This window comes from Pseudomonas putida (assembly GCF_028682475.1).
GTDB lineage: Bacteria > Pseudomonadota > Gammaproteobacteria > Pseudomonadales > Pseudomonadaceae > Aquipseudomonas > Aquipseudomonas putida_AG.
Window position 1 is genome coordinate 49,714 of the sequence record NZ_JANHLE010000019.1, and the last position, 22,071, is coordinate 71,784.

General features: G+C 61.4%; 23 protein-coding genes. 11 read left to right on the top strand and 12 right to left on the bottom strand.

Annotated elements, in window-relative coordinates; genetic code table 11:
- Window positions 1-82: 82 nt before the first annotated feature.
- Genes urtE through NPS47_RS16740 form a run of 3 tightly spaced genes read left to right on the top strand, consistent with a single transcriptional unit; the run spans window position 83 to window position 1,878 of the window.
- Window positions 83-781 carry an urea ABC transporter ATP-binding subunit UrtE gene (gene urtE, locus NPS47_RS16730; protein WP_274295944.1) on the top strand — a complete coding sequence of 233 codons (699 nt, stop codon included), beginning with the start codon at window positions 83-85 and terminating at the stop codon, window positions 779-781.
- A 35-nt stretch (window positions 782-816) separates the two neighbouring features.
- Window positions 817-1,350: a GNAT family N-acetyltransferase gene (locus tag NPS47_RS16735; protein ID WP_274295945.1), complete on the top strand. Its 534-nt coding sequence runs from the start codon at window positions 817-819 to the stop codon at window positions 1,348-1,350.
- A 6-nt stretch (window positions 1,351-1,356) separates the two neighbouring features.
- Window positions 1,357-1,878 carry a GNAT family N-acetyltransferase gene (locus tag NPS47_RS16740; protein WP_274295946.1) on the top strand — a complete coding sequence of 174 codons (522 nt, stop codon included), beginning with the start codon at window positions 1,357-1,359 and terminating at the stop codon, window positions 1,876-1,878.
- Window positions 1,879-1,981: 103 nt separating this feature from the next.
- Here the strand turns inward: NPS47_RS16740 and NPS47_RS16745 are convergent, their stop codons facing one another.
- A complete protein-coding gene (locus NPS47_RS16745; RefSeq protein ID WP_274295947.1) occupies window positions 1,982-2,287 on the bottom strand; it encodes a chaperone modulator CbpM in 306 nt (101 codons plus the stop codon).
- Window positions 2,288-2,289: 2 nt separating this feature from the next.
- Window positions 2,290-3,237: a curved DNA-binding protein gene (gene cbpA, locus NPS47_RS16750; protein WP_274295948.1), complete on the bottom strand. Its 948-nt coding sequence runs from the start codon at window positions 3,235-3,237 to the stop codon at window positions 2,290-2,292.
- A 160-nt stretch (window positions 3,238-3,397) separates the two neighbouring features.
- Here cbpA and NPS47_RS16755 point away from each other — a divergent pair, with 160 nt between their 5' ends.
- Window positions 3,398-4,663 (top strand): Hsp70 family protein, encoded by a 1,266-nt coding sequence (locus tag NPS47_RS16755; RefSeq protein WP_274295949.1) that lies wholly within the window; start codon window positions 3,398-3,400, stop codon window positions 4,661-4,663.
- A gap of 78 nt (window positions 4,664-4,741) precedes the next feature.
- Here NPS47_RS16755 and NPS47_RS16760 read toward each other — a convergent pair whose 3' ends face one another.
- Window positions 4,742-5,749, bottom strand: a complete 1,008-nt coding sequence (locus NPS47_RS16760; protein ID WP_274295950.1) for an AI-2E family transporter — start codon at window positions 5,747-5,749, stop codon at window positions 4,742-4,744.
- Between the two features lie 217 nt (window positions 5,750-5,966).
- Here NPS47_RS16760 and NPS47_RS16765 point away from each other — a divergent pair, with 217 nt between their 5' ends.
- Window positions 5,967-6,887 (top strand): hypothetical protein, encoded by a 921-nt coding sequence (locus NPS47_RS16765; RefSeq protein ID WP_274295951.1) that lies wholly within the window; start codon window positions 5,967-5,969, stop codon window positions 6,885-6,887.
- A gap of 82 nt (window positions 6,888-6,969) precedes the next feature.
- Here the strand turns inward: NPS47_RS16765 and NPS47_RS16770 are convergent, their stop codons facing one another.
- Entirely contained in the window at window positions 6,970-7,761 is a 792-nt protein-coding gene (locus NPS47_RS16770; RefSeq protein WP_274295952.1) for an AraC family transcriptional regulator, read from the bottom strand.
- 97 nt (window positions 7,762-7,858) lie between these two features.
- Here NPS47_RS16770 and NPS47_RS16775 point away from each other — a divergent pair, with 97 nt between their 5' ends.
- On the top strand, window positions 7,859-8,755 hold the full coding sequence (locus NPS47_RS16775; protein ID WP_274295953.1) for a DMT family transporter: 897 nt from the start codon (window positions 7,859-7,861) through the stop codon (window positions 8,753-8,755).
- Here the strand turns inward: NPS47_RS16775 and NPS47_RS16780 are convergent.
- Window positions 8,736-9,626, bottom strand: a complete 891-nt coding sequence (locus NPS47_RS16780; protein WP_274295954.1) for a lipase family alpha/beta hydrolase — start codon at window positions 9,624-9,626, stop codon at window positions 8,736-8,738. The two genes, NPS47_RS16775 and NPS47_RS16780, sit on opposite strands and share 20 nt — an antisense overlap.
- Window positions 9,627-9,749: 123 nt before the next feature.
- On the opposite strand from NPS47_RS16780, the gene osmE reads away from it, so the two are divergent.
- Window positions 9,750-10,103: an osmotically-inducible lipoprotein OsmE gene (gene osmE, locus NPS47_RS16785; RefSeq protein WP_274295955.1), complete on the top strand. Its 354-nt coding sequence runs from the start codon at window positions 9,750-9,752 to the stop codon at window positions 10,101-10,103.
- 41 nt (window positions 10,104-10,144) lie between these two features.
- Entirely contained in the window at window positions 10,145-10,675 is a 531-nt protein-coding gene (locus tag NPS47_RS16790) for a ferritin-like domain-containing protein (protein ID WP_274295956.1), read from the top strand.
- 115 nt (window positions 10,676-10,790) lie between these two features.
- Here the strand turns inward: NPS47_RS16790 and NPS47_RS16795 are convergent, their stop codons facing one another.
- Window positions 10,791-12,851: an AsmA family protein gene (locus NPS47_RS16795; RefSeq protein ID WP_274295957.1), complete on the bottom strand. Its 2,061-nt coding sequence runs from the start codon at window positions 12,849-12,851 to the stop codon at window positions 10,791-10,793.
- A gap of 327 nt (window positions 12,852-13,178) precedes the next feature.
- On the opposite strand from NPS47_RS16795, the gene NPS47_RS16800 reads away from it, so the two are divergent.
- The 3 genes from NPS47_RS16800 to NPS47_RS16810 all read left to right on the top strand — a co-directional run bounded on the left by NPS47_RS16800 (window position 13,179) and on the right by NPS47_RS16810 (window position 15,499).
- On the top strand, window positions 13,179-13,544 hold the full coding sequence (locus tag NPS47_RS16800) for a hypothetical protein (protein WP_274295958.1): 366 nt from the start codon (window positions 13,179-13,181) through the stop codon (window positions 13,542-13,544).
- Between the two features lie 134 nt (window positions 13,545-13,678).
- On the top strand, window positions 13,679-14,308 hold the full coding sequence (locus NPS47_RS16805) for a TetR family transcriptional regulator (RefSeq protein ID WP_274295959.1): 630 nt from the start codon (window positions 13,679-13,681) through the stop codon (window positions 14,306-14,308).
- 57 nt (window positions 14,309-14,365) lie between these two features.
- The gene (locus NPS47_RS16810) at window positions 14,366-15,499 is read left to right on the top strand and encodes an AGE family epimerase/isomerase (RefSeq protein WP_274295960.1); all 1,134 of its coding nucleotides are present in this window, start codon (window positions 14,366-14,368) and stop codon (window positions 15,497-15,499) included.
- A 37-nt stretch (window positions 15,500-15,536) separates the two neighbouring features.
- Here the strand turns inward: NPS47_RS16810 and NPS47_RS16815 are convergent, their stop codons facing one another.
- The 6 genes from NPS47_RS16815 to NPS47_RS16840 form a co-directional block, all read right to left on the bottom strand.
- On the bottom strand, window positions 15,537-16,304 hold the full coding sequence (locus tag NPS47_RS16815) for an SDR family oxidoreductase (protein WP_038615160.1): 768 nt from the start codon (window positions 16,302-16,304) through the stop codon (window positions 15,537-15,539).
- 674 nt (window positions 16,305-16,978) lie between these two features.
- A complete protein-coding gene (locus NPS47_RS16820) occupies window positions 16,979-17,695 on the bottom strand; it encodes an ABC transporter ATP-binding protein (RefSeq protein ID WP_157194409.1) in 717 nt (238 codons plus the stop codon).
- Entirely contained in the window at window positions 17,692-18,567 is an 876-nt protein-coding gene (locus NPS47_RS16825; protein ID WP_274295961.1) for an ABC transporter ATP-binding protein, read from the bottom strand. The genes NPS47_RS16820 and NPS47_RS16825 overlap by 4 nt, the downstream gene beginning before the upstream one ends.
- Window positions 18,564-19,847 carry a high-affinity branched-chain amino acid ABC transporter permease LivM gene (gene livM, locus NPS47_RS16830; protein WP_274295962.1) on the bottom strand — a complete coding sequence of 428 codons (1,284 nt, stop codon included), beginning with the start codon at window positions 19,845-19,847 and terminating at the stop codon, window positions 18,564-18,566. Before livM ends, NPS47_RS16825 begins: the two co-directional genes overlap by 4 nt.
- A 2-nt stretch (window positions 19,848-19,849) precedes the next feature.
- Window positions 19,850-20,764 carry an ABC transporter permease subunit gene (locus NPS47_RS16835; RefSeq protein ID WP_038997428.1) on the bottom strand — a complete coding sequence of 305 codons (915 nt, stop codon included), beginning with the start codon at window positions 20,762-20,764 and terminating at the stop codon, window positions 19,850-19,852.
- A gap of 160 nt (window positions 20,765-20,924) precedes the next feature.
- Window positions 20,925-22,061, bottom strand: coding sequence for a branched-chain amino acid ABC transporter substrate-binding protein (locus NPS47_RS16840; protein ID WP_274295963.1), 1,137 nt, complete (start codon window positions 22,059-22,061; stop codon window positions 20,925-20,927).
- Window positions 22,062-22,071: the final 10 nt, after the last annotated feature.

Below are 22,071 nucleotides of genomic sequence, written 5' to 3' on the forward strand. Positions count from 1 at the left end.
GCATCGCGGGGCAAGCCCGCTCCCACAGGGGGGCTCGGTGGGAGCGGGCTTGCCCCGCGATAAAGCATCCAAGGACAACACCATGCTGAAAATCGACTCACTGCACCAATACTACGGCGGCAGCCACATCCTGCGTGGCCTGTCTTTCGAGGCCAAGGTTGGCGAAGTCACCTGCCTGCTGGGCCGTAACGGTGTCGGCAAGACCACCCTGCTGCGCTGCCTGATGGGCCTGCTGCCCACCCGCGAAGGCAGTGTGCACTGGGAAGGCCAGGCCATCACCGCCCTCAAGCCGCACCAACGGGTACAGGCCGGTATCGCCTACGTGCCCCAGGGCCGGGAGATCTTCCCGCGCCTGAGCGTTGAAGAAAACCTGCTGATGGGCCTGTCGCGCTTCAGCGCCAGCCAGGCCAGCAGCGTCCCGCCGTTCATCTACGAACTCTTCCCGGTGCTGCTGCAAATGAAACACCGCCGCGGCGGTGACCTTTCCGGCGGCCAGCAACAGCAACTGGCAATCGGCCGCGCCCTGGCCAGCCAACCACGCCTGCTGATCCTCGACGAGCCGACTGAAGGCATCCAGCCTTCGGTGATCAAAGAAATCGGTGGGGTGATCAGCAAACTGGCTGCCCGCGGCGACATGGCGATTCTGCTGGTCGAGCAGTTCTACGACTTTGCCGCCGAGCTTGCCGACCAGTACCTGGTGATGTCGCGAGGCGAAATCGTCCAGGCCGGGCGCGGTGAAAACATGGAAGCCGAAGGTGTGCGCGGGCTGGTAACCATTTAACCTGACAACACTTCGTAGACGTTCGAGAAGCTGCCATGACTTACCTGATTCGTGATGCCGTAACTGCCGATTTGCCGGGCATTCGCGACATCTACAACGACGCCGTGCTCAACACCACGGCGATCTGGAATGAACAACCCGTTGATCTAGCCAATCGCCAGGCCTGGTTCGACGCCCGCCAGGCCCAACGCTACCCGATCCTGGTGGTTGTGGATGCGACCGCAAGTGACGAGGTGCTTGGCTATGCTTCGTTTGGTGACTGGCGGCCCTTCGAAGGCTTTCGCCATACCGTCGAGCACTCGGTGTACATCCGCAGCGACCAGCGCGGCAACGGTCTGGGCCCGAAACTGATGGCAGCCCTGATCGAGCGCGCACGCGCCTGTGACAAGCATGTCTTGGTCGCTGCCATCGAAAGCGGCAATGCCGCCTCGATCCGTTTGCACGAGCGCCTGGGTTTCACCCTCAATGGGCAGATGCCCCAGGTGGGGGTGAAGTTCGGTCGCTGGCTCGACCTGACGTTTATGCAACTGATCCTCAACCCCGGCGCGCCCCCACGCTCAGCGGAGTGAAGTTTTATGAATGCAGCGCAACTCAATCGTGTCACCGCTGAAGGCTTTGCCTACTACCGCGACGGCCTGCTGGCGCTGTTGCTGGATGCCGTGGCGCACGGTGCCTCGGTGGGCTTTCTGGCGGAGATCGATGGTCGGCAGGCCAACACTTACCTCGACGAAGTGAAACAGCGTCTGGTTAGCGGCGAGCTGCTGCTGTGGGTGGTCGGCAAGGACAAGGAGGTGCTGGGCAGTGTGCAATTGGGGTTGTGCCAGAAGCTCAATGGCCTGAAGCGCGCCGAAGTGCAGAAGTTGCTGGTGCACAGTGCGGCGCGGCGCCGGGGCCTGGGGTTGCAGCTGATGCAGGCGCTGGAAGCGGCGGCGCGGCAGAAACAGCGTTGCACGTTGTATCTGGATACCGAAGCGGGGTCGGGGGCGGAGGCGTTTTATCAGTCGTTGGGGTATATCAAGGCGGGGGAAATTCCTGAGTACGCCTGTGGGCCTGATGGCACCTATCGAGCGACGGCGCTGTACTACAAATTGCTGTAAGGCTTGGGGGCCAATCGCCGGCAAGGCCGGCTCCCACAAGGATGGTGCCTGCCCTGTGGGAGCTGGCCTTGCCAGCGATCGAGCGCGAAGCGCTCGCCATGGCTCAACCCTGCAAAAACCTGCCCAGGCGTTGCCTGAGCATGCTGTTCTCACTACGCAGCTGCTGAACCTCCTCCAGCAACTCCAGGGCCAGTGCTACCCCCTCCCACTCCAGCTCAAGCTCGCGCTGCAACTTGGCTGCACGTTTGGCCAACACCGCAGCCTGATCATCAAACAGCCACTCCTCCGGCGTTCGCCCGGAAGGTTCGACAATGCCGTGTTCGACGATTTCGATCACGTAGGCCGCCGGAAGATCGGCTTCCCGGCAAAGGGTCTGCATGTCCAGTTGAACGACCAGGGTACTGCTCATGATCAGCTACTCCATTGTGTCCTCGGATTGAACGCTGCCTTCTGCGCCAGCTTGCTCCACAACTCGCGGGTGGCATCGTCGCTCTGGCTGGGCATCACCACCTTCAGCTGCGCGTAAAGATCACCGCGCTGGCCCTGCTTGTTGGCCAGGCCCATGCCCTTGACCCGCAGACGCTGGCCGCTCTGGCTGTCCGGACGGATGGTCAGGTTGATCTTGCCAGTCAGGGTCGGCACTGCCACTTTGGTACCCAGCGCCGCTTCCCAGGGCGCCAGCGGCACGGTGATGATCAGGTCATGACCTTCGACATCGAACAGCGGATGCGGTGCCATGCGAATGGTCAGGAACAGGTCGCCGTTGGCGCCACCGCCGATACCCGGCGCGCCCTGGCCCTTGAGGCGGATCTTCTCGCCATCGCTGACCCCGGCCGGAATCTTCACGTTCAGGGTTTTGGTGGTGAAGCCGGTGCGTTGACCCGCGGCATTGTGTTGCGGCACCTGGAAGCTGATCTGCTTCGACTCGGCAGACAGGGTTTCCTCAAGGAAAATCGCCAGTTCCATTTCCACGTCCTGCCCTCGCCGACCGGCACTGCGTTGCTGGCCGCGGCCAAAAGGATTGCCGTTGCCACCACGCGCACCGAAGATCGAGCTGAAGAAGTCGGAGAAATCGCCGCCCTCGAAACCGCCGGAACTGCGGCTTTCCCAGCCTGGCGGGCCCTGGAAAGGCCGGCCGTGCTGGCCATACTTGCGCAGTTCGTCGTATTCGGCGCGCTTTTCCGGGCTGCTCAGGACGTCGTGGGCCTCGTTCACCTCTTTGAATTTCTCCTCGGCGTCGCGCTCTTTGCTGACGTCGGGGTGATACTTGCGCGCAAGCTTGCGGTAGGCGGTCTTGATCGCCTTGTCGTCCGCCGTCGGCTCTACGCCCAATATCTTGTAGTAGTCTTTGAAGTCCATCTAAGGAATCACCATCAAGTTGTTCAATGCTTCTGAAGATTGGGGTCAAGCATAGCCTTTCAAGGTGCCCTTGGGTTTGCTGTAAAGCAGATAATCGGTCTTGATTCTGCTGGCCACTGGCATAAACTGCGCGGCCGTTTTTCCCCCGGAAGTACAACCCATGAGTGACGCATCCCCGGCCCGTGCCTGCGGCATCGACTTTGGCACCTCCAACTCCACCGTCGGCTGGCATCGCCCGGGCGTGGAGTCGTTGATCGCCCTGGAAGACGGCAAGATCACCCTGCCGTCGGTGGTGTTCTTCAACATCGAGGAGCGCCGCCCGGTCTACGGCCGGCTGGCCCTGCACGAATACCTCGAAGGTTACGAAGGCCGGCTGATGCGCTCGCTCAAGAGCCTGCTGGGTTCCAAGCTGATCAAGCACGACACCAGCGTGCTCGGCACCGCGCTGCCGTTCAAGGACCTGCTGGGCATGTTCATCGGCGAACTGAAGCAACGCGCCGAGGCCAATGCCGGCAGGGCCTTCGATGAAGTGGTGCTGGGTCGCCCGGTGCATTTCGTCGATGACGACCAGGCCGCCGACCAGGAAGCCGAAGACACCCTGGCGGAAGTGGCGAAAAAGATCGGTTTCAAGGAAGTCTCCTTCCAGTACGAGCCGATTGCCGCAGCCTTCGACTACGAGTCGAACATCCAGGGCGAAGAACTGGTGCTGATCGTCGACATCGGCGGTGGTACCTCGGACTTCTCCCTGGTGCGCCTGGCCCCTGAACGGCACATGCTCGATGATCGCCACAGCGACATCCTCGCCACCGGCGGTGTGCACATCGGCGGTACCGACTTCGACAAGCAGTTGAGCCTGCAGGGCGTGATGCCGCTGTTCGGCTATGGCAGCCGGATGAAAAGCGGCGCCTTCATGCCGACCAGTCACCACATGAACCTGGCCACCTGGCACACGATCAACTCGGTGTACTCGCAAAAATCCCAGCTGGCCCTGGGCAGCATGCGCTACGACATCGAAGACACCGACGGCATCGACCGTCTGTTCAAGCTGATCGAGCAGCGCGCCGGGCACTGGCTGGCGATGGAAGTGGAAGAAACCAAGATCGAACTGACCCACAACGAGCGTCGCCTGGTTGACCTCAAGCGGGTTGAGTCAGGGCTGAACGTCGAATTGACCCGGGCGCTGTTCGAAGAGTCGATCGATAACCTGCTCGAGCGCGTGCGTGGCAGTGTCAGCGAGCTGCTGAACAAGGCCGGTGTCGGTGTGGCTCAGGTGGATACGGTGTTTTTCACCGGTGGTTCCAGCGGTATTCCTGCGCTGCGCCAGAGCGTGGCGGCCATGCTGCCGAATGCGCGACATGTTGAAGGCAATATCTTTGGCAGTATCGGTAGCGGTTTGGCGATCGAAGCGCGCAAGCGTTACGGTTGAGAAACGATCGCGGGGCAAGCCCGCTCCCACAGGGAGAGTGAAAATCCGGTGGGAGCGGGCTTGCCCCGCGATCAGGCTTCACACCAGCTCAGCCTGCCTCAATTCGCTCTTCAGGTAGGCATAATAGATCGGCCCCGCCACCACCCCCGGCAAGCCAAACGCCGCCTCGCACACCAGCATCGCCAGCAACAGTTCCCAGGACTTGGCGCTGATCTGCCCGCCGACAATCCGCGCGTTGAGGAAGTACTCGACCTTGTGGATGACAATCAGATAGCCCAGCGCCGCCATGGCCACCCAGATCGACAGCGACAGGCCGACGATGGTGATCAGGGTGTTGGACATCAAATTGCCGATCACCGGCAGCAGCCCCAACAGGAACGTCAGCACGATCAGGGTCTTGGTCAACGGCAGGTGCACGCCGAACATCGGCAACACCACGGCCAGGAAGATCCCGGTGAAAAAGGTGTTGAGCAGGGAAATCTTGATCTGCGCAAAGACGATGTTGCGAAACGCCTGGACCAGCAGCGCCAGACGATTGAACAGCGCTGCCGCCAATGGCTTGCGTCGGGAAATGTCCGGGATGCGCTGCAAGGCGACAATGGCGCCGAGGATCATCCCGATCAGCAGGGTGACGAACATGTGCGCCGCGCCCTTGCCGACCAGTTGCAGCTCGCCCAGATGGGTCTTGAGCCACTCACCGATGGCGACCTTGAACTCTGCGGCACTGGCTGGCAGGTAGGCATCGACAAAGGGCGGCAATTGCCCGCGGGCCTGGTCCACCAGGAGCATGAACTTGTCCAGCGAAGCGCCGGGATTCTCGGCTTCGTGCAGCAGAAAACTGATCGCACCGGCAAACAACAAGGTCAGGGTGCTGACCACCAGGGTGCCAAGCAAGGCCACCGCCAGCCAGCGCGCACGCTCGCCAGCGATCAGGTGCTGCAGCTTGGGGGTAAGCATGTTGACCAGTTCGAACACCAGCAGGCCGGCCAGCAGGCTCGGCAACAGCTTGAGCGGCAACACCAGCAACAGGCCGGCGAAGACGATGATCCAACTGGCCATTTTGATCTGGCGCGGGGTAAAGGTCATACAACCTCAAGGGCAACTGCGGGAAAAAACGCAGTCTGCCAGCCTTCGCCCGGCAGGCATAGTGGCACGCAGCGGCGTTGCGGCTGGTAATGCCGCCCTGATGTTTCTATAATTGCCGCCCCCCATGGAATGGCGGCGCCGCGCTGGCGCATTCGCAAGCAGGCGAAACAGGATTCCCTCTGTGCCTTCCCACCTTCAAGGCACAGCGTTCAAAACCATGCGCAAACTGCTTATCCTGCTTCCCCTGTTGCTGCTTGGCGGCTGTTCGGAAGATTTCGCCACCCTGCATTTCGCGGAGCCGGCCAGCGCCTACTATGGCACCCTCAAACAGCAGAACGGCGATGATCTGTACCAGGCCATCCTGAAACTGGGTATCGACCCGAAGGACATCGAGGTCAAACTTGATAACGATCACCGCCAGGACCTGCTCATCAGCGTCTCGCGCTCGCTCGATGCCGATAAGCGTCAGGCCCTGCGCGAGTTGTTCGACGAAATCCCCCGGGCCCGTGCCGCCACGTCCTGGGAAGTGGACGTCACCCTTGAACCGCAGTCACTGGAACCGCGGCACCGGGCCTGGCGCGAGGCGCTCGAAAAGATCAAGGGTCCGGTCACCCTCGAGATCAAGCTTGGCACCCGTATCGAAGCGTTTTACACCGCGAACAACCTGGAGCGCATACTGGCCGCCGCGAACAAGAGCGAAGTGTCGGGCATCGTCACCTGCCACGTGCTGGCCGAAGTCTCGCGTGGGCCATTCAAGCTCAGGTCGATCGTGCAGCTCGAGGAGGGCCCGTCGGAACGCGCGCAGGTGGACATCGAGTACGATCAGATGCGTTACGCCACGGGGCCTGCACAGTTCGATTTCAAGGACCCGGTCCTGAAGGAGCGAATCCGCAACGGCCAGATCAAGGCCTGGCAAGCCGAACGGACGCCGCAGCGCTATCCGTACGGCCCGTTCGAGATGGCCTTCGAAATCGGCTCGCTGGGCAAGCATAGCGTTGACCTCTACTCAGGTACCGACCAGCGCATCAGAATGTTCCAGAGTGACTGCTGGGCGCTGGCCAACCACGTCGGCCGGCCGTTCTCGCTGTTCATCGGCCATGGCCTGGACCGGCTCGAGTCGGTGACTTACGCCGACTGACGCAAGTTACTTTTTCTTCAGGCAGCCGCTCCTGGTCGCTGCGCACCACGCGCAGCCTTGGCCGAAGCGTAGACAAATATTCTTACAAACCTCCAGCGCGAGCCTGCCGCCGGTACTGCTCCGGGGTGCAATGGGCCTGTCGCTGGAACATGGCGATGAACGCCGAGGCGCTGCTGTAGCCGAGGTCGAAGGCAATCTGCTGGATCGGCAGGTTCTGCTCCAGCGCATCAATGGCGCGCAGAAAGCGCAGACGCAGTCGCCATTCGCCAAAGCTGATGCCCAATTCACGCAAGAACTGCCGGGCCAGCGTGCGCTCGCTGACATGCACGCTCGCCGCCCATTCGGCCAACGGTCGGTTGTCTCCGGGCTCAGCGTGCAAGGCCTGCAATACGCCATCCAGACCGGCGCTGCGGGCATAGGGCAGAAAACAGGTCTGGGTCGGCGCCAGGCGCAGTTGGTCGACCAGCACCTGGGCCAGACGGCGGTCGGCTTCATCCTCGGGAACCTTGACGTCACGCCGGGCAAAGTCGCCGAGGATGGCCTTGAGAATCTCGCTGATCACCAGCGTGCAGGGCTGTGTCGGTAATCCCTGGCACAGGGCCCGGTCCAGATAGACCGAGCGGTAGACGATGGCCTGGGGGTTGTAGCAACTGTGTTCGGTGTCCGGCGGCACCCAGACCGCATAGTGCGGCGGCGAAACGAAGCGCTGGCCGTCGATTTCCAGGTGCATGATGCCATGGGCCGCATAGTTGAGCTGGCCCCAGGTGTGACGGTGCGCGGCACTGTGGGTATCGGCGCCGAACTCGTCGTAACGGAAGTACACCGGTGCCGGCAAGGCGGCGAACTGCGGGATGTCGAGGTATTTGCGCTGCATGCTGTCTGGATCGATGGGCAGGTTGTCCGGATACAAGTATAGCTAGCAAGACAGACAGTGGATAATGGCGCCCTGTACCTACACGAGTTCCTGCGTCATGAATTATGCGTTTCCCTTGCTGGCCATCCTGATCTGGGCCGGCAACACGGTAGTCACCAAAATGTCGGCCGGGGCGATTTTTCCCGCCGAGATCGGTTTCTACCGCTGGCTGCTGGCCGGTCTGTTGTTCACCCCGTTTCTGCTGCGACCGATGCTGCGCAGCTGGCCCGAGATCCGCCGCAACCTCGGCAAGATCTTCATCCTCGGCGTGCTGGGCATGGCGGTGTACCAAAGCCTGGCCTACTTCGCCGCCGCCATCACCAGCGCGACCAACATGGGCATCATCCTCTCGCTGATGCCATTGATGTCGCTGGCTCTGGCGATCATCAGCCTCGGCCAGCGCCTGACCTTCGGAGCGCTGATCGGTGCCGTGGTGTCCTTTGTCGGCGTGCTTGTGGTGGTGTCGGCGGGTGACCTGGGCGCCTTGCTGCAACACGGGGTCAATGGTGGTGATGCGCTGATGCTGATCGCCACCCTGGCCTACGCGCTGTACAGCACCTTGCTGAAGAAATGGCAGCTGCGCCTGGCTCCGCTGGTGCTGCTCTATCTGCAGGTGCTGGTGGCGATCATCGTGCTGTTCCCGCTGTTTTTGTTCTCCGAGAAGACCGGCCTTGGCCCGGGCAACATCGGCCTGGTGCTGTATGCCTGCGTGCTGGCCTCGATGGTCGCGCCGCTGGCCTGGATGCAGGCCGTCAGTCGTCTGGGCCCCAGCCGCACGACGCTGTTCTTCAACCTGTTACCTGCCATCACCGCGGTGATCGCTGCCCTGGTACTCGATGAGCAACTGGCGTTGTATCACCTGTTCGGCGGCCTGCTAACCCTGGCCGGGGTGATTCTGGCCGAACGCTGGAAAACCCCGATCCGCCCGCTCGCGGTTACAGCCCCGCAGCCTTGAGCCGCGCCGCATGTTCGGTGAACAGCCGTACCGGGTCAGCGCCCTTGCCCACCGCACCAAGTGACTGATTGACGATGTCCAGGTGGTCGAGCGGATAGTCATCGCCGATCACCTGGCCCAGGTGCGAGCTGTAGCGCCCGACCATGCCATCGCAGTGCCCGGCCTCATCGACGAAGGTCCGGGCAAACAGGCGACAGAAACGATTGCTGCCATCCAGGCGGTTCAGGCCCTGGTCGGTGAGCCCCGGCTGCAAGGTGCCGGACCAGGAGTAGTAACGCACACCGTTGACCTCGGCCGGTCCCTCTCCCCCCCAGGTGCTGGGCAGGCCCTGTGGATAAGCCTGATTGAACAAGGCCACGCCAGCGCGGGTCATCGAATGGTGCGAAGCGTGCACATCAATCGGCAGCGTTGGCCCGCGCCAGCCGGTTTCCAGCCAGCCCATCAATACCCCCAGGCCATGCAGCAAAGCCTTGAGCAAGCGCCCACGGGCGGAATCAGCGGGGTAATGCTCATGCAGATAGTCCGCCAGCTCCGAGCCGTGATTGGGCCCGGCAATCGACGTCACCGAGGCCACCCATTGCGGTCGCTTGGCCGCCGCATAACGCGCGGTCAGCGCGCCCTGGCTGTGGCCGAGCAGGTTGACCTTGTCGGCTCCGGTGCGTTGGCGGATGTCGGCGATGATCTGCAGCAACTGCTCGCCCCGCACCTCGGTGGCATTGAGCGGCGACACCTGAATGGCGAAGACCCTCGCCCCACCCCGGCGCAAAGCCGAAACGATGCCAAACCAGTAGGGATAAAGCAGCAGGCGGACGAAACCGAGCATGCCCGGCACCAGTACCAGTGGATACCGCGTAGCAAGCGCTTGGGCCATGGCTGCATTCCCCATTCCGTGGACAGTCGCCCCACCCTACAGGCACTTCGACTGCAATCGCAATCGAACTCCCGGGGCGTGCTGCGGTTCCAACCCTGTAGACCCTCAGCAAGGAGCTGGACCATGTACAGACAGACCCTGGCAATTCTCCTGACCACCACGGCCCTGAGTGCCTGCGGCAGCCGTCCGGAGAACCCGGTTGATTACGTCACCTACCGCGACGAGCCACTGGTCAAACAGGTGCAGGACGGCATGACCATGCAGCGGGTGATCGCCATCGGTGGCCGTCCGTCCACGGCCATCGACCTGCCCCACGGCGGCATCTGCAACAACTACATCCTCAACCGCGACGGTCATCAGCAGGCCTACTACGTGCGCTTCGACGCCACCGGCCATGTCGATGCCAAGGGTTTCAAGACCTGCGAACAACGCCAGACCGACGATAACGCCGTCGAGAAGGCCAAAGCCGGCGTATAGACAGCCAATGACGACATCCCGTGATCAACCTGGAGATGACAATGAGCACTGTTGAACTGACCGATGTGAAGACCTTGCGTGAACGCGCCCGCCACCATGTCGAGCAAGGCGCCGTGACCGAGGGCTACAACGCTGACCGGGAAAAGATCCTGCGCCTGCTCAACGAGTCGCTGGCCACCGAGTGGGTCTGCGCGCTGCGCTACAAACGCCACTACTACATGGCCAGCGGGATCAAGGCCAGTGTCGCCGCCGAGGAGTTTCTCGAGCATGCCACCCAGGAATTGGAACATGCCGACAAGCTGGCCGAACGCATCGTGCAGCTGGGCGGCGAGCCGGACCTGAACCCGGATCACCTGAGCAAGCATTCCCACGCCCAGTACGTCGAGGGCAAGAACCTCAAGGAGATGGTCCTCGAAGACCTGGTTGCCGAACGGATCGCCATCGACAGCTACCGCGAGATCATCCAGTTCATTGGCGAAGCAGACCCGACTACCCGACGTATTTTCGAAGACATCCTGGCTCAGGAAGAAGAGCACGCCGACGATATGGCGGATCTGCTCAAAGGGCTTTGAGTGTGACCTGTGGGAGCCGGCCTTGCCGGCGATGACATCGATGCACTGTCAGGTGTTGCGCGACGTCTGCATCGCTGGCAAGGCCAGCTCCCACAGTTAACCAGGTGGCAAAGGTTTAGCCCGCCTTCACCGTCCGCGGCGCCTTGCCGGCCTTCATCTGTTCAAGTAACGGCGTGCATTGATTCGGCACATCACCGCCAGGCGCCACCAGCGCCAGCAGCCCCGCCGCAGGACCGATCACCACCCCCAGCGCGACCATACCCGCACCGCGCAAGGCCAGCGGCACCGCCTGCACGCCCGCACTGGGCTTGGCAAACGGCCCACGCACATACAGCGGCGAACGCAACGAAAGCAGGCGCACGCCCTTGGACTCGGGATTGATCTTCAGGTCCAACTGCTCGCTGGCGAAGTTGGCGGTGCCATTGATGTAGATGATCGCGTTCTCGGTGTCGAAGACGAACAAGCGGGTAGTCGCCAGACCCTCCTTGATACCGAAATCGGCAGCGGCGCAGTTGATCTTCACTTCCTTGTCACCGAACAGCTGGCCCACAACATAATTGCCCACGTTCAACCCGGCAATTTCCATCAGGCCACGGCTGATGGCGCCATCGTTGATCAGCATCTTCAGGTCGCCATTGGCAGTGGCCAGCAACGCCGCCACCGAATTGCCCCGGCCGCTGAGGTCGGCGTCGCCATTGAGCTGGCCAAAGCTGGTTTTCATCGGTTCGAAGGTCGGGAACAACTGCTTGAGCTTGAAGCCCCGCGCGCTGAGTTGGGCGCGGCCTTGCAACGGCGCGGTGCGGCCATCCAGGCGAATCTGTGCATCGAGGGTGCCGCCTGCCACGCCAAAACGCAGCGGTTCCAGGCGCAGCACGCCATCATCGAGAACTAAGTGACTGGAGAGATCGTTGAACGGTAGCTCCTGACTGTGCACGATGCGCTTGCCACTGAAGGTCACGTCGGCGTCCATGCTCCGCCAGCGTTCGGTGCGAAACTCCTCGACCGGCAGGACCTTGCCTGCCGGTTGCTTGCTGGCGCCGCCACGGGCTTTCTGTGCGGCGTTGGAGTCGGCACCGATCAACGGCGCGAGGTCTTTGAACAGCAACTGATTGGACACCAGCTTGCCACTGAGCTTGGGCCGCGGCTGGCTGGAGACGAAGGTCAGATCGCCATGGATATCACTGTCGCCGATCTTGCCGTTGAAGCCTTCGTAGCGAAACAGTGCGCCACCGGGTTCATGCAGCTTGGCCACCAGGTGACCGTCGGTGGAGTACGCCGGTGAGTCCGGCAGGGTCACCCCGGTCAACGGATACAGATTACCCAGGCTCGCACCCGACAGGCGCAGGCGCAGGTCGAGGGCGCCCAGGTTGCGCGGGTCGGTCAGGGTGCCGGCCAAGGCGATGCGGGTATCGGCAATCTGCATGTCGGCCTGCAGCGGAAACGGCTGGCTGGCATCCTGCAGCGCCAGCAGTCCGCCGATCTTGCCGTCGCCTGCGAGTGGCTGGCCCTTGTAGCGTCCTTTGACCTTGAGGCCGAAGGCGTAGTCCTGGGCGGTACCGGCTTTCTGCGCCGTGGCCTTGCCGGCAATCTCGGCGAACGGAATCGGCTTGCCCAATGGATCAATGACCACATCCAGTGTGGTTTTCAACGTCTGGTCGTCAAGGCTGACCTGGCCTTTGTCGAAACCGATGGCACCGATGTCCAGCACCCATTTCGACGGTTCGGCCTGTTTATCCTGGGGGCCGAAATCAAACGTCCAGTTGGCCCGGCCATCGGCCAGACGTTTGAGCGTGGCGCTGGGCTGGTTGAGATCAATGCGCGGAATGACGATTTGCTGGAACAGCAGCGGCAACGGCGCCAGGCGAAATTCGACACGCTTGAGAGCAGCCATCTGTGGCTCCTTGAGCCAGTCCGGGTTGCCCAGGGTCAGGTCCTCGGCGATGAAGCGCGGCCAGGGAACCCAGGCCCGCCAACCACCCTGCTCCGGCTCGCGCTGCCAAACCACCGCAAGATTGCCGTTGATGGCGAAAGGTCGCTGCAGCGCTTCGGAGACCTTGGCATTGAGGGTCGGCTTGACCCGGTTCCAATCGAACGTCGCGATGACGATTACCAGCAAGGTCACGATCAGCAGCAGGCTGGCGAGGGTCCAGGTGAGGATTCTGGCGGGACGCGTCATTGCATGATTCTCCTGACGCCCACAAGGCACAAATGGGCGAATTGATGGCACTTGGTTATCGGACTGATGAAACGCCGAGGGGTTTAACTGATGATGAGAATTCCGGCGTTTTTTCCTCGTTTCCCATCACTACGCGCAGGGTCAGAACCCCGCAATCACGCCCGAACACGGCCTTGGAGCGCTCTGAAAGCATCGGTCTAGAGCCATCGCGCCAAAGCATCAATTCCATCGATTGTCACCATTATCTTTATGAACTTTTATCTGGCGCCCCCGAGCGTAGCATTGGCTCCGTACCCACTTTCCAGCCCCTCCAAGGAGCACCGAACCATGAAACGCCAATTGCTGCTGAGTCTGTCCCTGTCCATCCTGGCCGCCAACGCTTTCGCCATTCCGGCCAGCGAACAACGCCTGACCGCCGAGTCCCGTTCCAGCTCCACCGTGATCTCGCAACCGCTGAACACCCTGGCCGAAGGTGGCTCGGATCGTCTGCTGGAACGCAGCAACCGCGTAGCCGAAGGCGGCGCTGATCGTCTGCTGGAGCGCAACAATCGTGTAGCCGAAGGCGGATCTGATCGTCTGCTGGAGCGTAACAATCGCGTAGCCGAAGGTGGCTCGGATCGTCTGAAAGAGCGTTATCAGGTTGCCGAAGGTGGTTCTGACCGCCTGATCGAAAAGAACCAACGCGTGAGCTGAAGCCTATGCCAGACAATAAGAGATCCCAGCCTTGCAACGGTTCCCCTCCAAGCCCGGTCAATTGACCGGGCTTTGTTTTTCCTGGCGTAGGCTATTAGAGTGCAGGGCTGTTTCACTGCCGACCGATACTCGCCATGCTGCCGCGCGCCGAACAAAAGCAACAGACCCGCCAAGCCCTGCTGGATGCCGCCCGCCACCTGATGGAAAGTGGCCGAGGCTTCGGCAGCATCAGCCTGCGTGAAGTCAGCAAATGCGCGGGGATCGTACCCACCGGGTTCTACCGGCATTTTTCCGATATGGACCAGCTCGGCCTGGCGCTGGTCAATGAAGTCGGCGAAACCTTTCGTCAGACCATTCGCCTGGTCCGTCACAATGAACTCGAACTCGGCGGCATTACCGACGCCTCGGTGCGTATCTTCCTCGACGTAGTCACAGCCAATCGCCCGCAGTTCCTGTTTCTCGCGCGTGAGCAATACGGTGGCTCGCAACCGGTGCGTCAGGCCATTGCGACCTTGCGCCAGGGCATCAGCTCAGACCTTGCCACCGACCTTGAGCGCATGCCGCGCTGGCAGCACCTGGATAACGCCGCCCTCGCGGTGATCGCCGACCTGGTGGTGAAAACCGTGTTCGCCACCCTGCCGGAACTGATCGACGAGCCGGCTGACGACGCCGGACAAACGCTGAGCGCCCAGGACAAGATCACCCAGCAATTGCGCTTCATCTTCGTCGGCGCCAAGCATTGGCAGGGGCTCAGTAGCCTGTAATAGCGCCGTTTCCTGCTACCATGCGCGCAAACGCACCGATCGCGACGATTCTTCTCCATGCCCGACCTTCGTACTGCCCAGCCTGAACTGCCCGCCCTGCTCGAACAGGTGCAGACGCACTTTACCCAGCGCATCGTGCCACTCTGGCAAGGGCCAGGCTGGAATGCAGAAATGGCCCTGCCTTACGAAGCGCTGGATGCACAGCAGCAGCCGCTGCCGGTGCAACGCTACCGGGCCATGGCCTGCGCCCGTCAGCTGTACCTGTTCAGCAGCCGTATCGAGCAACCCGGCGCCCGTGAACGCGCAGCGGCGCTATTTCGTTCGCTGCAACGGCACTTCCACGATGCCGAGCATGGTGGCTGGTTCTACAGCATCGATGCCCAGGGCAAACCGCTGGATCGGCGCAAGGACCTCTACACCCACGCCTTCATCATCTTTGCCTGCGCCCACTACTGGGGGCAAGTTCGCGAGCAGCTGGTCGAGTCCACCCTCAATGCAGCACTGAGTGTGGTTGCCGAACGATTTGCCCGGGACGATGGTTTGTATGAAGCCAGCCTCGATGAAGACTGGTCGGACCTTGGCAGCGGCCCGTTGCAGAATCCGCTGATGCACTTGGCTGAAGCGTTCCTTGCGACCCTCTCGGTGCGCGAGGACGAAGCCGTACAAAATGCCCTGCAGACCTTGGCCAAAGCCATGCAGGAGCACTTCATCGATTCCGATCACGGGGTGATGCTGGAGAAACCGCGCGGCGCTGTGGATAACTGGTTCGAACCGGGCCACCAGTTCGAGTGGTTCTTCCTGCTGGAGTCTTCAGCGCTGCTGCACGGCAGCGAGTTGCACGCGTCCCTCGACCGGGCGTTCGCCTATGCCGAGCAATACGGGGTGAAAGACACTGCGGTGTTGGCCATGCTCGGTGCCGACGGTGAAGTCCGCGATGCCACCCAGCGCATCTGGGCCCAGGCCGAGTACTTGCGCGCCCTGGCTTTGCGCCCGGACACCGCCGCCAAGGTGCTCACCCAGCTACAGGCGCTGCAGCAGCGTTTCCTGCATGCCGGTGGCTGGTACGAGTGCCGTGACGCCAGTGGCGCAGTCAGTCGCAGCGATATGCCATCGACCACGCCTTATCATCTGGCGACCTGTCTGGAAGGCTTGCTGAAGCAATCGCGGGGCAAGCCCGCTCCCACAGAGTAAGGCCCGGTGGGAGCGGGCTTGTCCCGCGATTGGACACTCAAGCCTTGCCGGAACGATCTATCGAAAACCCGGCCCACGCCTGGCTCACCGGCATCAGCTCGAGGCTGTTGATATTGATATGCGCCGGCTGGTTCATGATCCAGAAGATGGTCTCGGCAATGTCCTGCGGCTGGATTGCCTCGGCGCCTGCATAGGTCGCGTCATAACGTGCCTGGTCACCACCAAAGCGCACCAGCGAAAACTCGCTTTCACACAAGCCGGGCTCGATGTTGCTGACGCGCACACCAGTACCTTGCAGGTCGCAGCGCAGACTCAAGGAGAACTGGCCGACAAAGGCCTTGGTGCCGCCATACACATGGCTGCCCGGATACGGATAGTTACCCGCCACCGAACCGACGTTGAGAATGGTCGCACCACGACCATGGGCGATCAGTCGTGGCAGCAACAGGCGGGTGCTGTACATCAGGCCCTTGATGTTGGTGTCGACCATGGTTTCCCAGTCATCCAGGTCGCACTTGGGCGCCGGGTCGGCGCCCAGGGCCAGGCCTGCGTTGTTGATAAGCCCGCGCAGCTTGGCGAACGACGGCGGCAGGTTGGCTATCGCTGCTTCCATGGCTTTGCGATCACGCACGTCCACCACCAGGCCGTGTACTTCGGTTTGCTTCGACAGCTCTGCACATAGCGCGTCCAGGCGCTCCTGACGGCGACCGGTCAGCACCAGCGACCAGCCTGCTTCGGCAAATCGACGGGCACAGGCTTCGCCGAAGCCGGAGGTCGCGCCAGTGATGAATACGGTGGAAGTCATCGGTTACTCCTTGCAAGGTCGAGATCTCGGATCAGCAGAATGCCCGCCAGTCCCCGCGCCAGCAAGCACAGATCCACTGTACAAAAAACAACCAAACGCGCCAACACCTTGATCCATATGGCCTGGAGCAAGCTTTGCTCACCTTATCCACAGGCTCTTGCACAAACTCTGGGGGCAACTCCGGGCCCAGCAGAAGCGGCTTGGCGCCTGGTTTTGCAAGTATTTTCCTTGACCACAGGCGTGCAGTTTGACCTCAGTGCGCTACGACTTGAGGTGGTCGTAATTCCCATGATGGCCCAAGGCCTGTGAGGACGGCGCTTGCAGCGTTCTTTCCAACGCTTGCCCACAGACTTATCTACAGGCTATAGCGCGTATTTCCAGGTCGGTTGCACCGACGACAAAGGACTTGACAACGGACGCTGAAAATCTTTATTGAACACTTGATCAAAAAACAACCACATGACTGAAAGCCTTGTAATCAAAGGCGTTCAGCAAAGTGCCACCAAGTTACCCACAGCCGCCTCCACACCAATGGTGGACAACTCGAATACCCGTAAAAACATCCGCTTGTAGCGACTTTGTGTCGCGCCCCAGAGAAAGTCCTCGTAAGGTTTTCCACAAAGCTGTGGACAAAAAAAAGGCCCTGCAATGCAGGGCCTTTTTGCCAGGTCGAATCAGTGCCCGCCCAGATAAGCGTTGCGCACCTCCTCGTTGACCAGCAGCTCCTGCCCGCTGCCGGTCATGCGGATCTGGCCGTTGACCATTACATAGGCGCGATCCGAGAGCTTGAGCGCATGGTTGGCGTTCTGCTCCACGAGGAAGATGGTCATGCCGGTCTGCGCCAGTTCGCGCAGGGTGGCAAAGATCTGCTTGACCACAATCGGCGCCAGCCCCAGCGACGGTTCGTCGAGCAGCAACAGCTTGGGCCGGCTCATCAACGCGCGGGCGATGGCGAGCATTTGCTGCTCGCCACCGGACATGGTCATGGCGCGCTGATTACGCCGCTCCTTGAGCCGCGGAAACAGCTCGAACATGCGCTGCATGTCTTCGTTGGCGAATTTGTCGCCGATGGGGATGGTGCCCATCATCAGGTTCTCTTCCACCGACATGTCCGGGAACACCCGGCGCCCCTCCGGCGACTGGGCGATACCGTTGGAGGCAATGTAGTGCGAGGACTTGTGGGTGATGTCGGTCCCGCGATAGACAATCTGCCCGCTCGCCGCCCGCGGTTGGCCGAAGATCGACATCAGTAGGGTCGATTTGCCGGCACCGTTGGAGCCGATCAGGCTCACCGTTTCGCCTTCATTGATGTGCAGCGAGACTTTTTTCAGGGCCTGGATCGGCCCGTAGAACACATCGATCTCTTTCATTTCGAGGATCGCTGAACTCATACCAGTTCCTCTTCATCGGCGCCCAGATAAGCCGCAATCACCGTCGGGTTATGACGGATCTCCTGCGGTGCGCCTTCGGCGATCACGTTGCCGTGGTCCAGGACCACAATATGGTCGGAGATGCTCATGACCATGCCCATGTCGTGCTCGATCAGCACCACGGTGATGTCGTGCTCGTCACGCAGCACGCGGATCATCTTGCTCAGCGCTTCGGTTTCCTGCGGGTTGAGGCCTGCCGCCGGTTCATCCAGGCAGATGATCTGTGGCCGGGTGCACATGGCCCGGGCAATCTCCAGGCGGCGTTGCTGACCGTAGGACAACTCGCCAGCCAGACGGTTGGCGCAGTCGACCAGGTCGACCACTTCCAGCCAGTAGAAGGCATGGTCCAGGGCATCGCTTTCAGCCTTGCGGTACGCCTTGGTGTTGAGCACACCCGACAGCAGGTTGCGGTTGACCCACATGTGCTGGGCCACCAGCAGGTTCTCCACCACCGACATTTCCCGGAACAGGCGAATGTTCTGGAAGGTCCGCGCCAGGCCTGCGCGGTTGACCAGGTGGGTACCGCCGAACATCTTGTAGTGCAGGCGGCTGATGAAGCGCTTGGGCGAGACGAAATCGCCGAGTTTGAAGCGCTCGCCCAGCAACTGGATCACGTTGGTGCGGGTACCGCGCATGTTCAGTTCGATCCTGCCGCCACTGGCTTTGTAAAAGCCGGTCAAGCAGTTGAACACCGTGGTCTTGCCCGCGCCGTTGGGGCCGATCAGGGCGAAGATGGAGTTGCGTTTGACCTTGAGGCTGACATCGCTGAGCGCCTTGATCCCGCCAAACTGCATCATCAGGTTGTCGACCGAGAGAATCACGTCATCGCTCATGGCGCTACTCCTTTACGTGGCACTACACCGGTACGGCTGATGCGAATCAGCCCGCGCGGTCGCCAGATCATCATCAACACCATGAGTACACCGAACAGCAGTACCCGGTACTCGGAGAAGCTGCGCAGCAGCTCCGGGGCCACGGTCAGGACGAACGCGGCGATCACCACACCGACGGTCGAGCCCATGCCACCGAGGACCACGATGGCGAGGATCAGCGCCGACTCGAAGAAGGTGAACGAGGACGGGTTCACAAAGCCCTGGTAGCTGGCGAAGAACACCCCGGCCAAGCCTGCGGTAGAAGCACCAATGGTGAACGCCGAGAGTTTGACCAGCACGTGGTTCAGGCCCATGGAGCGGCAGGCGATCTCGTCTTCACGCAGCGCTTCCCAGGCGCGACCGACCGGCATACGGGTCAGCCGGTGCTTGATGTACAGCACCGCCAGCACCACGAGGAACAGCACGATGTAGATGAACAGGAATTTCAGGTTGGGGTTGTAGTCGATGCCGAAGAACTCGTGGAACGGCACGCCGCCGTCCTTGGCCCGACGCCCGAACTCCAGGCCCATGAAGGTCGGCGATGGCACCGGCATACCGTTCGGACCGCCGGTGAACGACAGCCAGTTGTTGAGTATCAGCCGAATGATTTCACCGAAGCCCAAGGTCACGATCGCCAGGTAGTCACCGTGCATGCGCAGGACCGGGAAGCCCAATATGCACCCGGCCAACGCAGCGGCAAGCGCGGCCAGCGGCAACACGGTCCAGAAGCCCAGGCCCAGGTACTGGTAGCCCAGCGCCAGGCCGTAAGCACCGATGGCATAGAAGGCCACGTAGCCGAGATCGAGCAGGCCGGCCAGGCCCACCACGATGTTCAGGCCAAGCCCGAGCAGCACATAGATCAGGCCGAGGATGACTACCGTCAGCAGGTACTTGTTGGCAAAGAACGGGAAGACGATGGCGATCACGATCAGCGCCGGAATGATCCAGCGCAGCCGCGATTTGTAGTCCGGCGCCAACACGTGCACACCGGAGCCGCTACCCTCGAAACCCTGCAGGATCGCCTGGCCCTTGGGGGTCTGCAGGAACAGGCTGAGGAGGAAACGCCCGACCATCACCCCGGCCACCAGCCAGGCCACGCGGGTCGGTTGCATGTTGAAGCTGTAGCCATCGAGCACCACACCAACGATGGGGCCGAAGACAATCAAGGAAATCAGCCCGGCGAGAATCGCGTCAATCAGGCTGCGTTTGAGATCGAATGCAGTGGATTTGGCAGCAGACATACTTACACCTTCGCCACGAGTGGGCGACCCAGCAGGCCTTGGGGACGGAAGATCAGAATCAGCACCAGCAGGGAGAAACTGAACACGTCTTTGTAGTCGGAGTTGATCAACCCGGAGAACAGCGACTCGGAGATGCCGAGGATGATCCCACCGAGCATGGCGCCCGGCAGCGAGCCGATGCCACCCAGTACCGCTGCGGTGAAGGCCTTGATACCGATGATGAAGCCGGCATAGAAGTCGAAGGTGCCGTAGTTCATGGTGATCAGCACACCGGCCAGCGCGGCCATCACCGCACCGATGACGAACACGTAGGAGATCACCCGGTCAGTGTTGATACCGAGGATCGAGGCCATCTTGCGATCCTGCTGGGTAGCACGGCACATGCGCCCCAGTTTGGTGAACTTGATGATGTAGGTCAGCGCGGCCATACCGACGAACGCGGCAACCAGGATGAAGATCTTGGTGTAAGTCAGCTGGACGAAGCCGGTGCCCACTTCCAGGCGCCAGGCGCCTTCGAGCAGAGTCGGCACGCCTTGCTGGCGTGCACCCTGGCTGATCTGCGCGTAGTTCTGCAGGATCAGCGAGATGCCGATGGCACTGATCAGCGGCGCCAGGCGGGTGGAGTTACGCAGGGGTTTGTAGGCGATGCGTTCGATGGTCCAGCCATACACGCCCGTGACCACGACAGTGAAGATCAGCGTCCCGAGCATCAGCAGCGGGAAGGACTCGATACCGAAGTACGCCAGCAATGCCAGACTGATCGCCGCCAGGTAAGCGGAGATCATATACACCTCGCCGTGCGCGAAGTTGATCATGCCGATAATGCCATAGACCATTGTGTAGCCGATGGCGATCAGGCCATAGACAGACCCGAGGGTCAGCCCATTGACCAGTTGCTGCAGAAAAATACCATCCATAACGCAATCTCACGTATTTGAGATTGCACAAGCGCCGACTACGGTGAGCCCCGGATGAAGCGGCCCTCGCAGCGCAGGGTTGTGCAGATCTACGAGAAAAGACAGGTACGGCGCAGAACCGGGTAGCGACCCGGGCACAGGCCCGGGTCGGATACCGTTGTTATTTTTGTTTTTCCAGTTGGTGGTACTTGCCGTCTTTATCCCACTGGTAGACCACATAGTCGGAAACAGTCAGGTCGCCCTTGCTGTCCCATTTCTTCTCGCCCATCACGGTTTGTACCGGGTTGGCCTTGAGCCACTTGGCAGCGTCTTCACCCTTGTTCGACTTGGCGCCGTTGAAGGCGGCAGCCAGGGCCTGGACCGAGGCGTAGGCGTACAGGGTGTAGCCTTCAGGTTCAGTGCCGGCCTTGCGGAACTCCTCTACCACCGCCTTGCTGTCGGGCAGCAGGCGCGGGTCGGCGCCGAAGGTCATGTACACGCCATCGACGTACTGTGCGCCACCGGCGGTGGTGACCAGTTCGTCGGTAACGATGCCGTCATCGGACATGAACTTGGCGTCTTTCAGGCCTTGCTCACGCATCTGCCGAACCAGCGGGCCGGCCTCCGGGTGCAGGCCGCCGAAGTAGACCACGTCGGCGTCGGCGGCGCGGATCTTGGTGACCACGGCGCTGAAGTCTTTCTCGCCACGGGTCAGGCCCTCGTACAGCACGGGTTTTACCCCGCGTTTTTCAAGCTGGGCCTTGGTCGCGTCGGCCAGCCCCTGACCGTAGGTGTCCTTGTCGTGCAGGACCACAACCTTCTTGCCCTTGAGCACGTCGACGATGTAATCGCCGGCGACGATGCCCTGCTGGTCGTCGCGTCCGCACATGCGGAACATCGCGGTCAGGCCGCGCTCGGTAACCGCTGGGTTGGTCGAGCCCGGGGTGATGGCGATGACCCCAGCCTCGTCATAAACCTCCGAGGCCGGGATGGTATTGGACGAGCAGAAGTGCCCGACCACGCCGGCAACCTTGTCCTGGTCGACCAGACGGTTGGCCACGGCAACGGCCTGCTTGGGTTCGCAGGCATCATCGCCCTTGACCAGGACGATCTTCTCGCCGTTGATCCCGCCCGCGCTGTTGATTTTATCGGCTGCCGCCTGTGCACCTTTCATGTACTGCTCGCCAAACGCTGCGTTGGCACCGGTCATCGGGCCTGCTACACCGATCTTGATGTCGGCCTGAACATACGAAGAAACACCCAGCGCCGTAGCTACGGCAAGGGCCAGAAAGCCTTTCTTGTAAAACGTCTGCGACATGAGGTGGTGC

Bases quoted from the DNA above. Each gene is read 5' to 3' on its own strand.
- urtE (WP_274295944.1), top strand. From the start codon at position 83: ATGCTGAAAATCGACTCACTGCACCAATACTACGGCGGCAGCCACATC.
- NPS47_RS16735 (WP_274295945.1), top strand. From the start codon at position 817: ATGACTTACCTGATTCGTGATGCCGTAACTGCCGATTTGCCGGGCATT.
- NPS47_RS16740 (WP_274295946.1), top strand. From the start codon at position 1,357: ATGAATGCAGCGCAACTCAATCGTGTCACCGCTGAAGGCTTTGCCTAC.
- NPS47_RS16745 (WP_274295947.1), bottom strand. From the start codon at position 2,287: ATGAGCAGTACCCTGGTCGTTCAACTGGACATGCAGACCCTTTGCCGG.
- cbpA (WP_274295948.1), bottom strand. From the start codon at position 3,237: ATGGACTTCAAAGACTACTACAAGATATTGGGCGTAGAGCCGACGGCG.
- NPS47_RS16755 (WP_274295949.1), top strand. From the start codon at position 3,398: ATGAGTGACGCATCCCCGGCCCGTGCCTGCGGCATCGACTTTGGCACC.
- NPS47_RS16760 (WP_274295950.1), bottom strand. From the start codon at position 5,749: ATGACCTTTACCCCGCGCCAGATCAAAATGGCCAGTTGGATCATCGTC.
- NPS47_RS16765 (WP_274295951.1), top strand. From the start codon at position 5,967: ATGCGCAAACTGCTTATCCTGCTTCCCCTGTTGCTGCTTGGCGGCTGT.
- NPS47_RS16770 (WP_274295952.1), bottom strand. From the start codon at position 7,761: ATGCAGCGCAAATACCTCGACATCCCGCAGTTCGCCGCCTTGCCGGCA.
- NPS47_RS16775 (WP_274295953.1), top strand. From the start codon at position 7,859: ATGAATTATGCGTTTCCCTTGCTGGCCATCCTGATCTGGGCCGGCAAC.
- NPS47_RS16780 (WP_274295954.1), bottom strand. From the start codon at position 9,626: ATGGCCCAAGCGCTTGCTACGCGGTATCCACTGGTACTGGTGCCGGGC.
- osmE (WP_274295955.1), top strand. From the start codon at position 9,750: ATGTACAGACAGACCCTGGCAATTCTCCTGACCACCACGGCCCTGAGT.
- NPS47_RS16790 (WP_274295956.1), top strand. From the start codon at position 10,145: ATGAGCACTGTTGAACTGACCGATGTGAAGACCTTGCGTGAACGCGCC.
- NPS47_RS16795 (WP_274295957.1), bottom strand. From the start codon at position 12,851: ATGACGCGTCCCGCCAGAATCCTCACCTGGACCCTCGCCAGCCTGCTG.
- NPS47_RS16800 (WP_274295958.1), top strand. From the start codon at position 13,179: ATGAAACGCCAATTGCTGCTGAGTCTGTCCCTGTCCATCCTGGCCGCC.
- NPS47_RS16805 (WP_274295959.1), top strand. From the start codon at position 13,679: ATGCTGCCGCGCGCCGAACAAAAGCAACAGACCCGCCAAGCCCTGCTG.
- NPS47_RS16810 (WP_274295960.1), top strand. From the start codon at position 14,366: ATGCCCGACCTTCGTACTGCCCAGCCTGAACTGCCCGCCCTGCTCGAA.
- NPS47_RS16815 (WP_038615160.1), bottom strand. From the start codon at position 16,304: ATGACTTCCACCGTATTCATCACTGGCGCGACCTCCGGCTTCGGCGAA.
- NPS47_RS16820 (WP_157194409.1), bottom strand. From the start codon at position 17,695: ATGAGTTCAGCGATCCTCGAAATGAAAGAGATCGATGTGTTCTACGGG.
- NPS47_RS16825 (WP_274295961.1), bottom strand. From the start codon at position 18,567: ATGAGCGATGACGTGATTCTCTCGGTCGACAACCTGATGATGCAGTTT.
- livM (WP_274295962.1), bottom strand. From the start codon at position 19,847: ATGTCTGCTGCCAAATCCACTGCATTCGATCTCAAACGCAGCCTGATT.
- NPS47_RS16835 (WP_038997428.1), bottom strand. From the start codon at position 20,764: ATGGATGGTATTTTTCTGCAGCAACTGGTCAATGGGCTGACCCTCGGG.
- NPS47_RS16840 (WP_274295963.1), bottom strand. From the start codon at position 22,061: ATGTCGCAGACGTTTTACAAGAAAGGCTTTCTGGCCCTTGCCGTAGCT.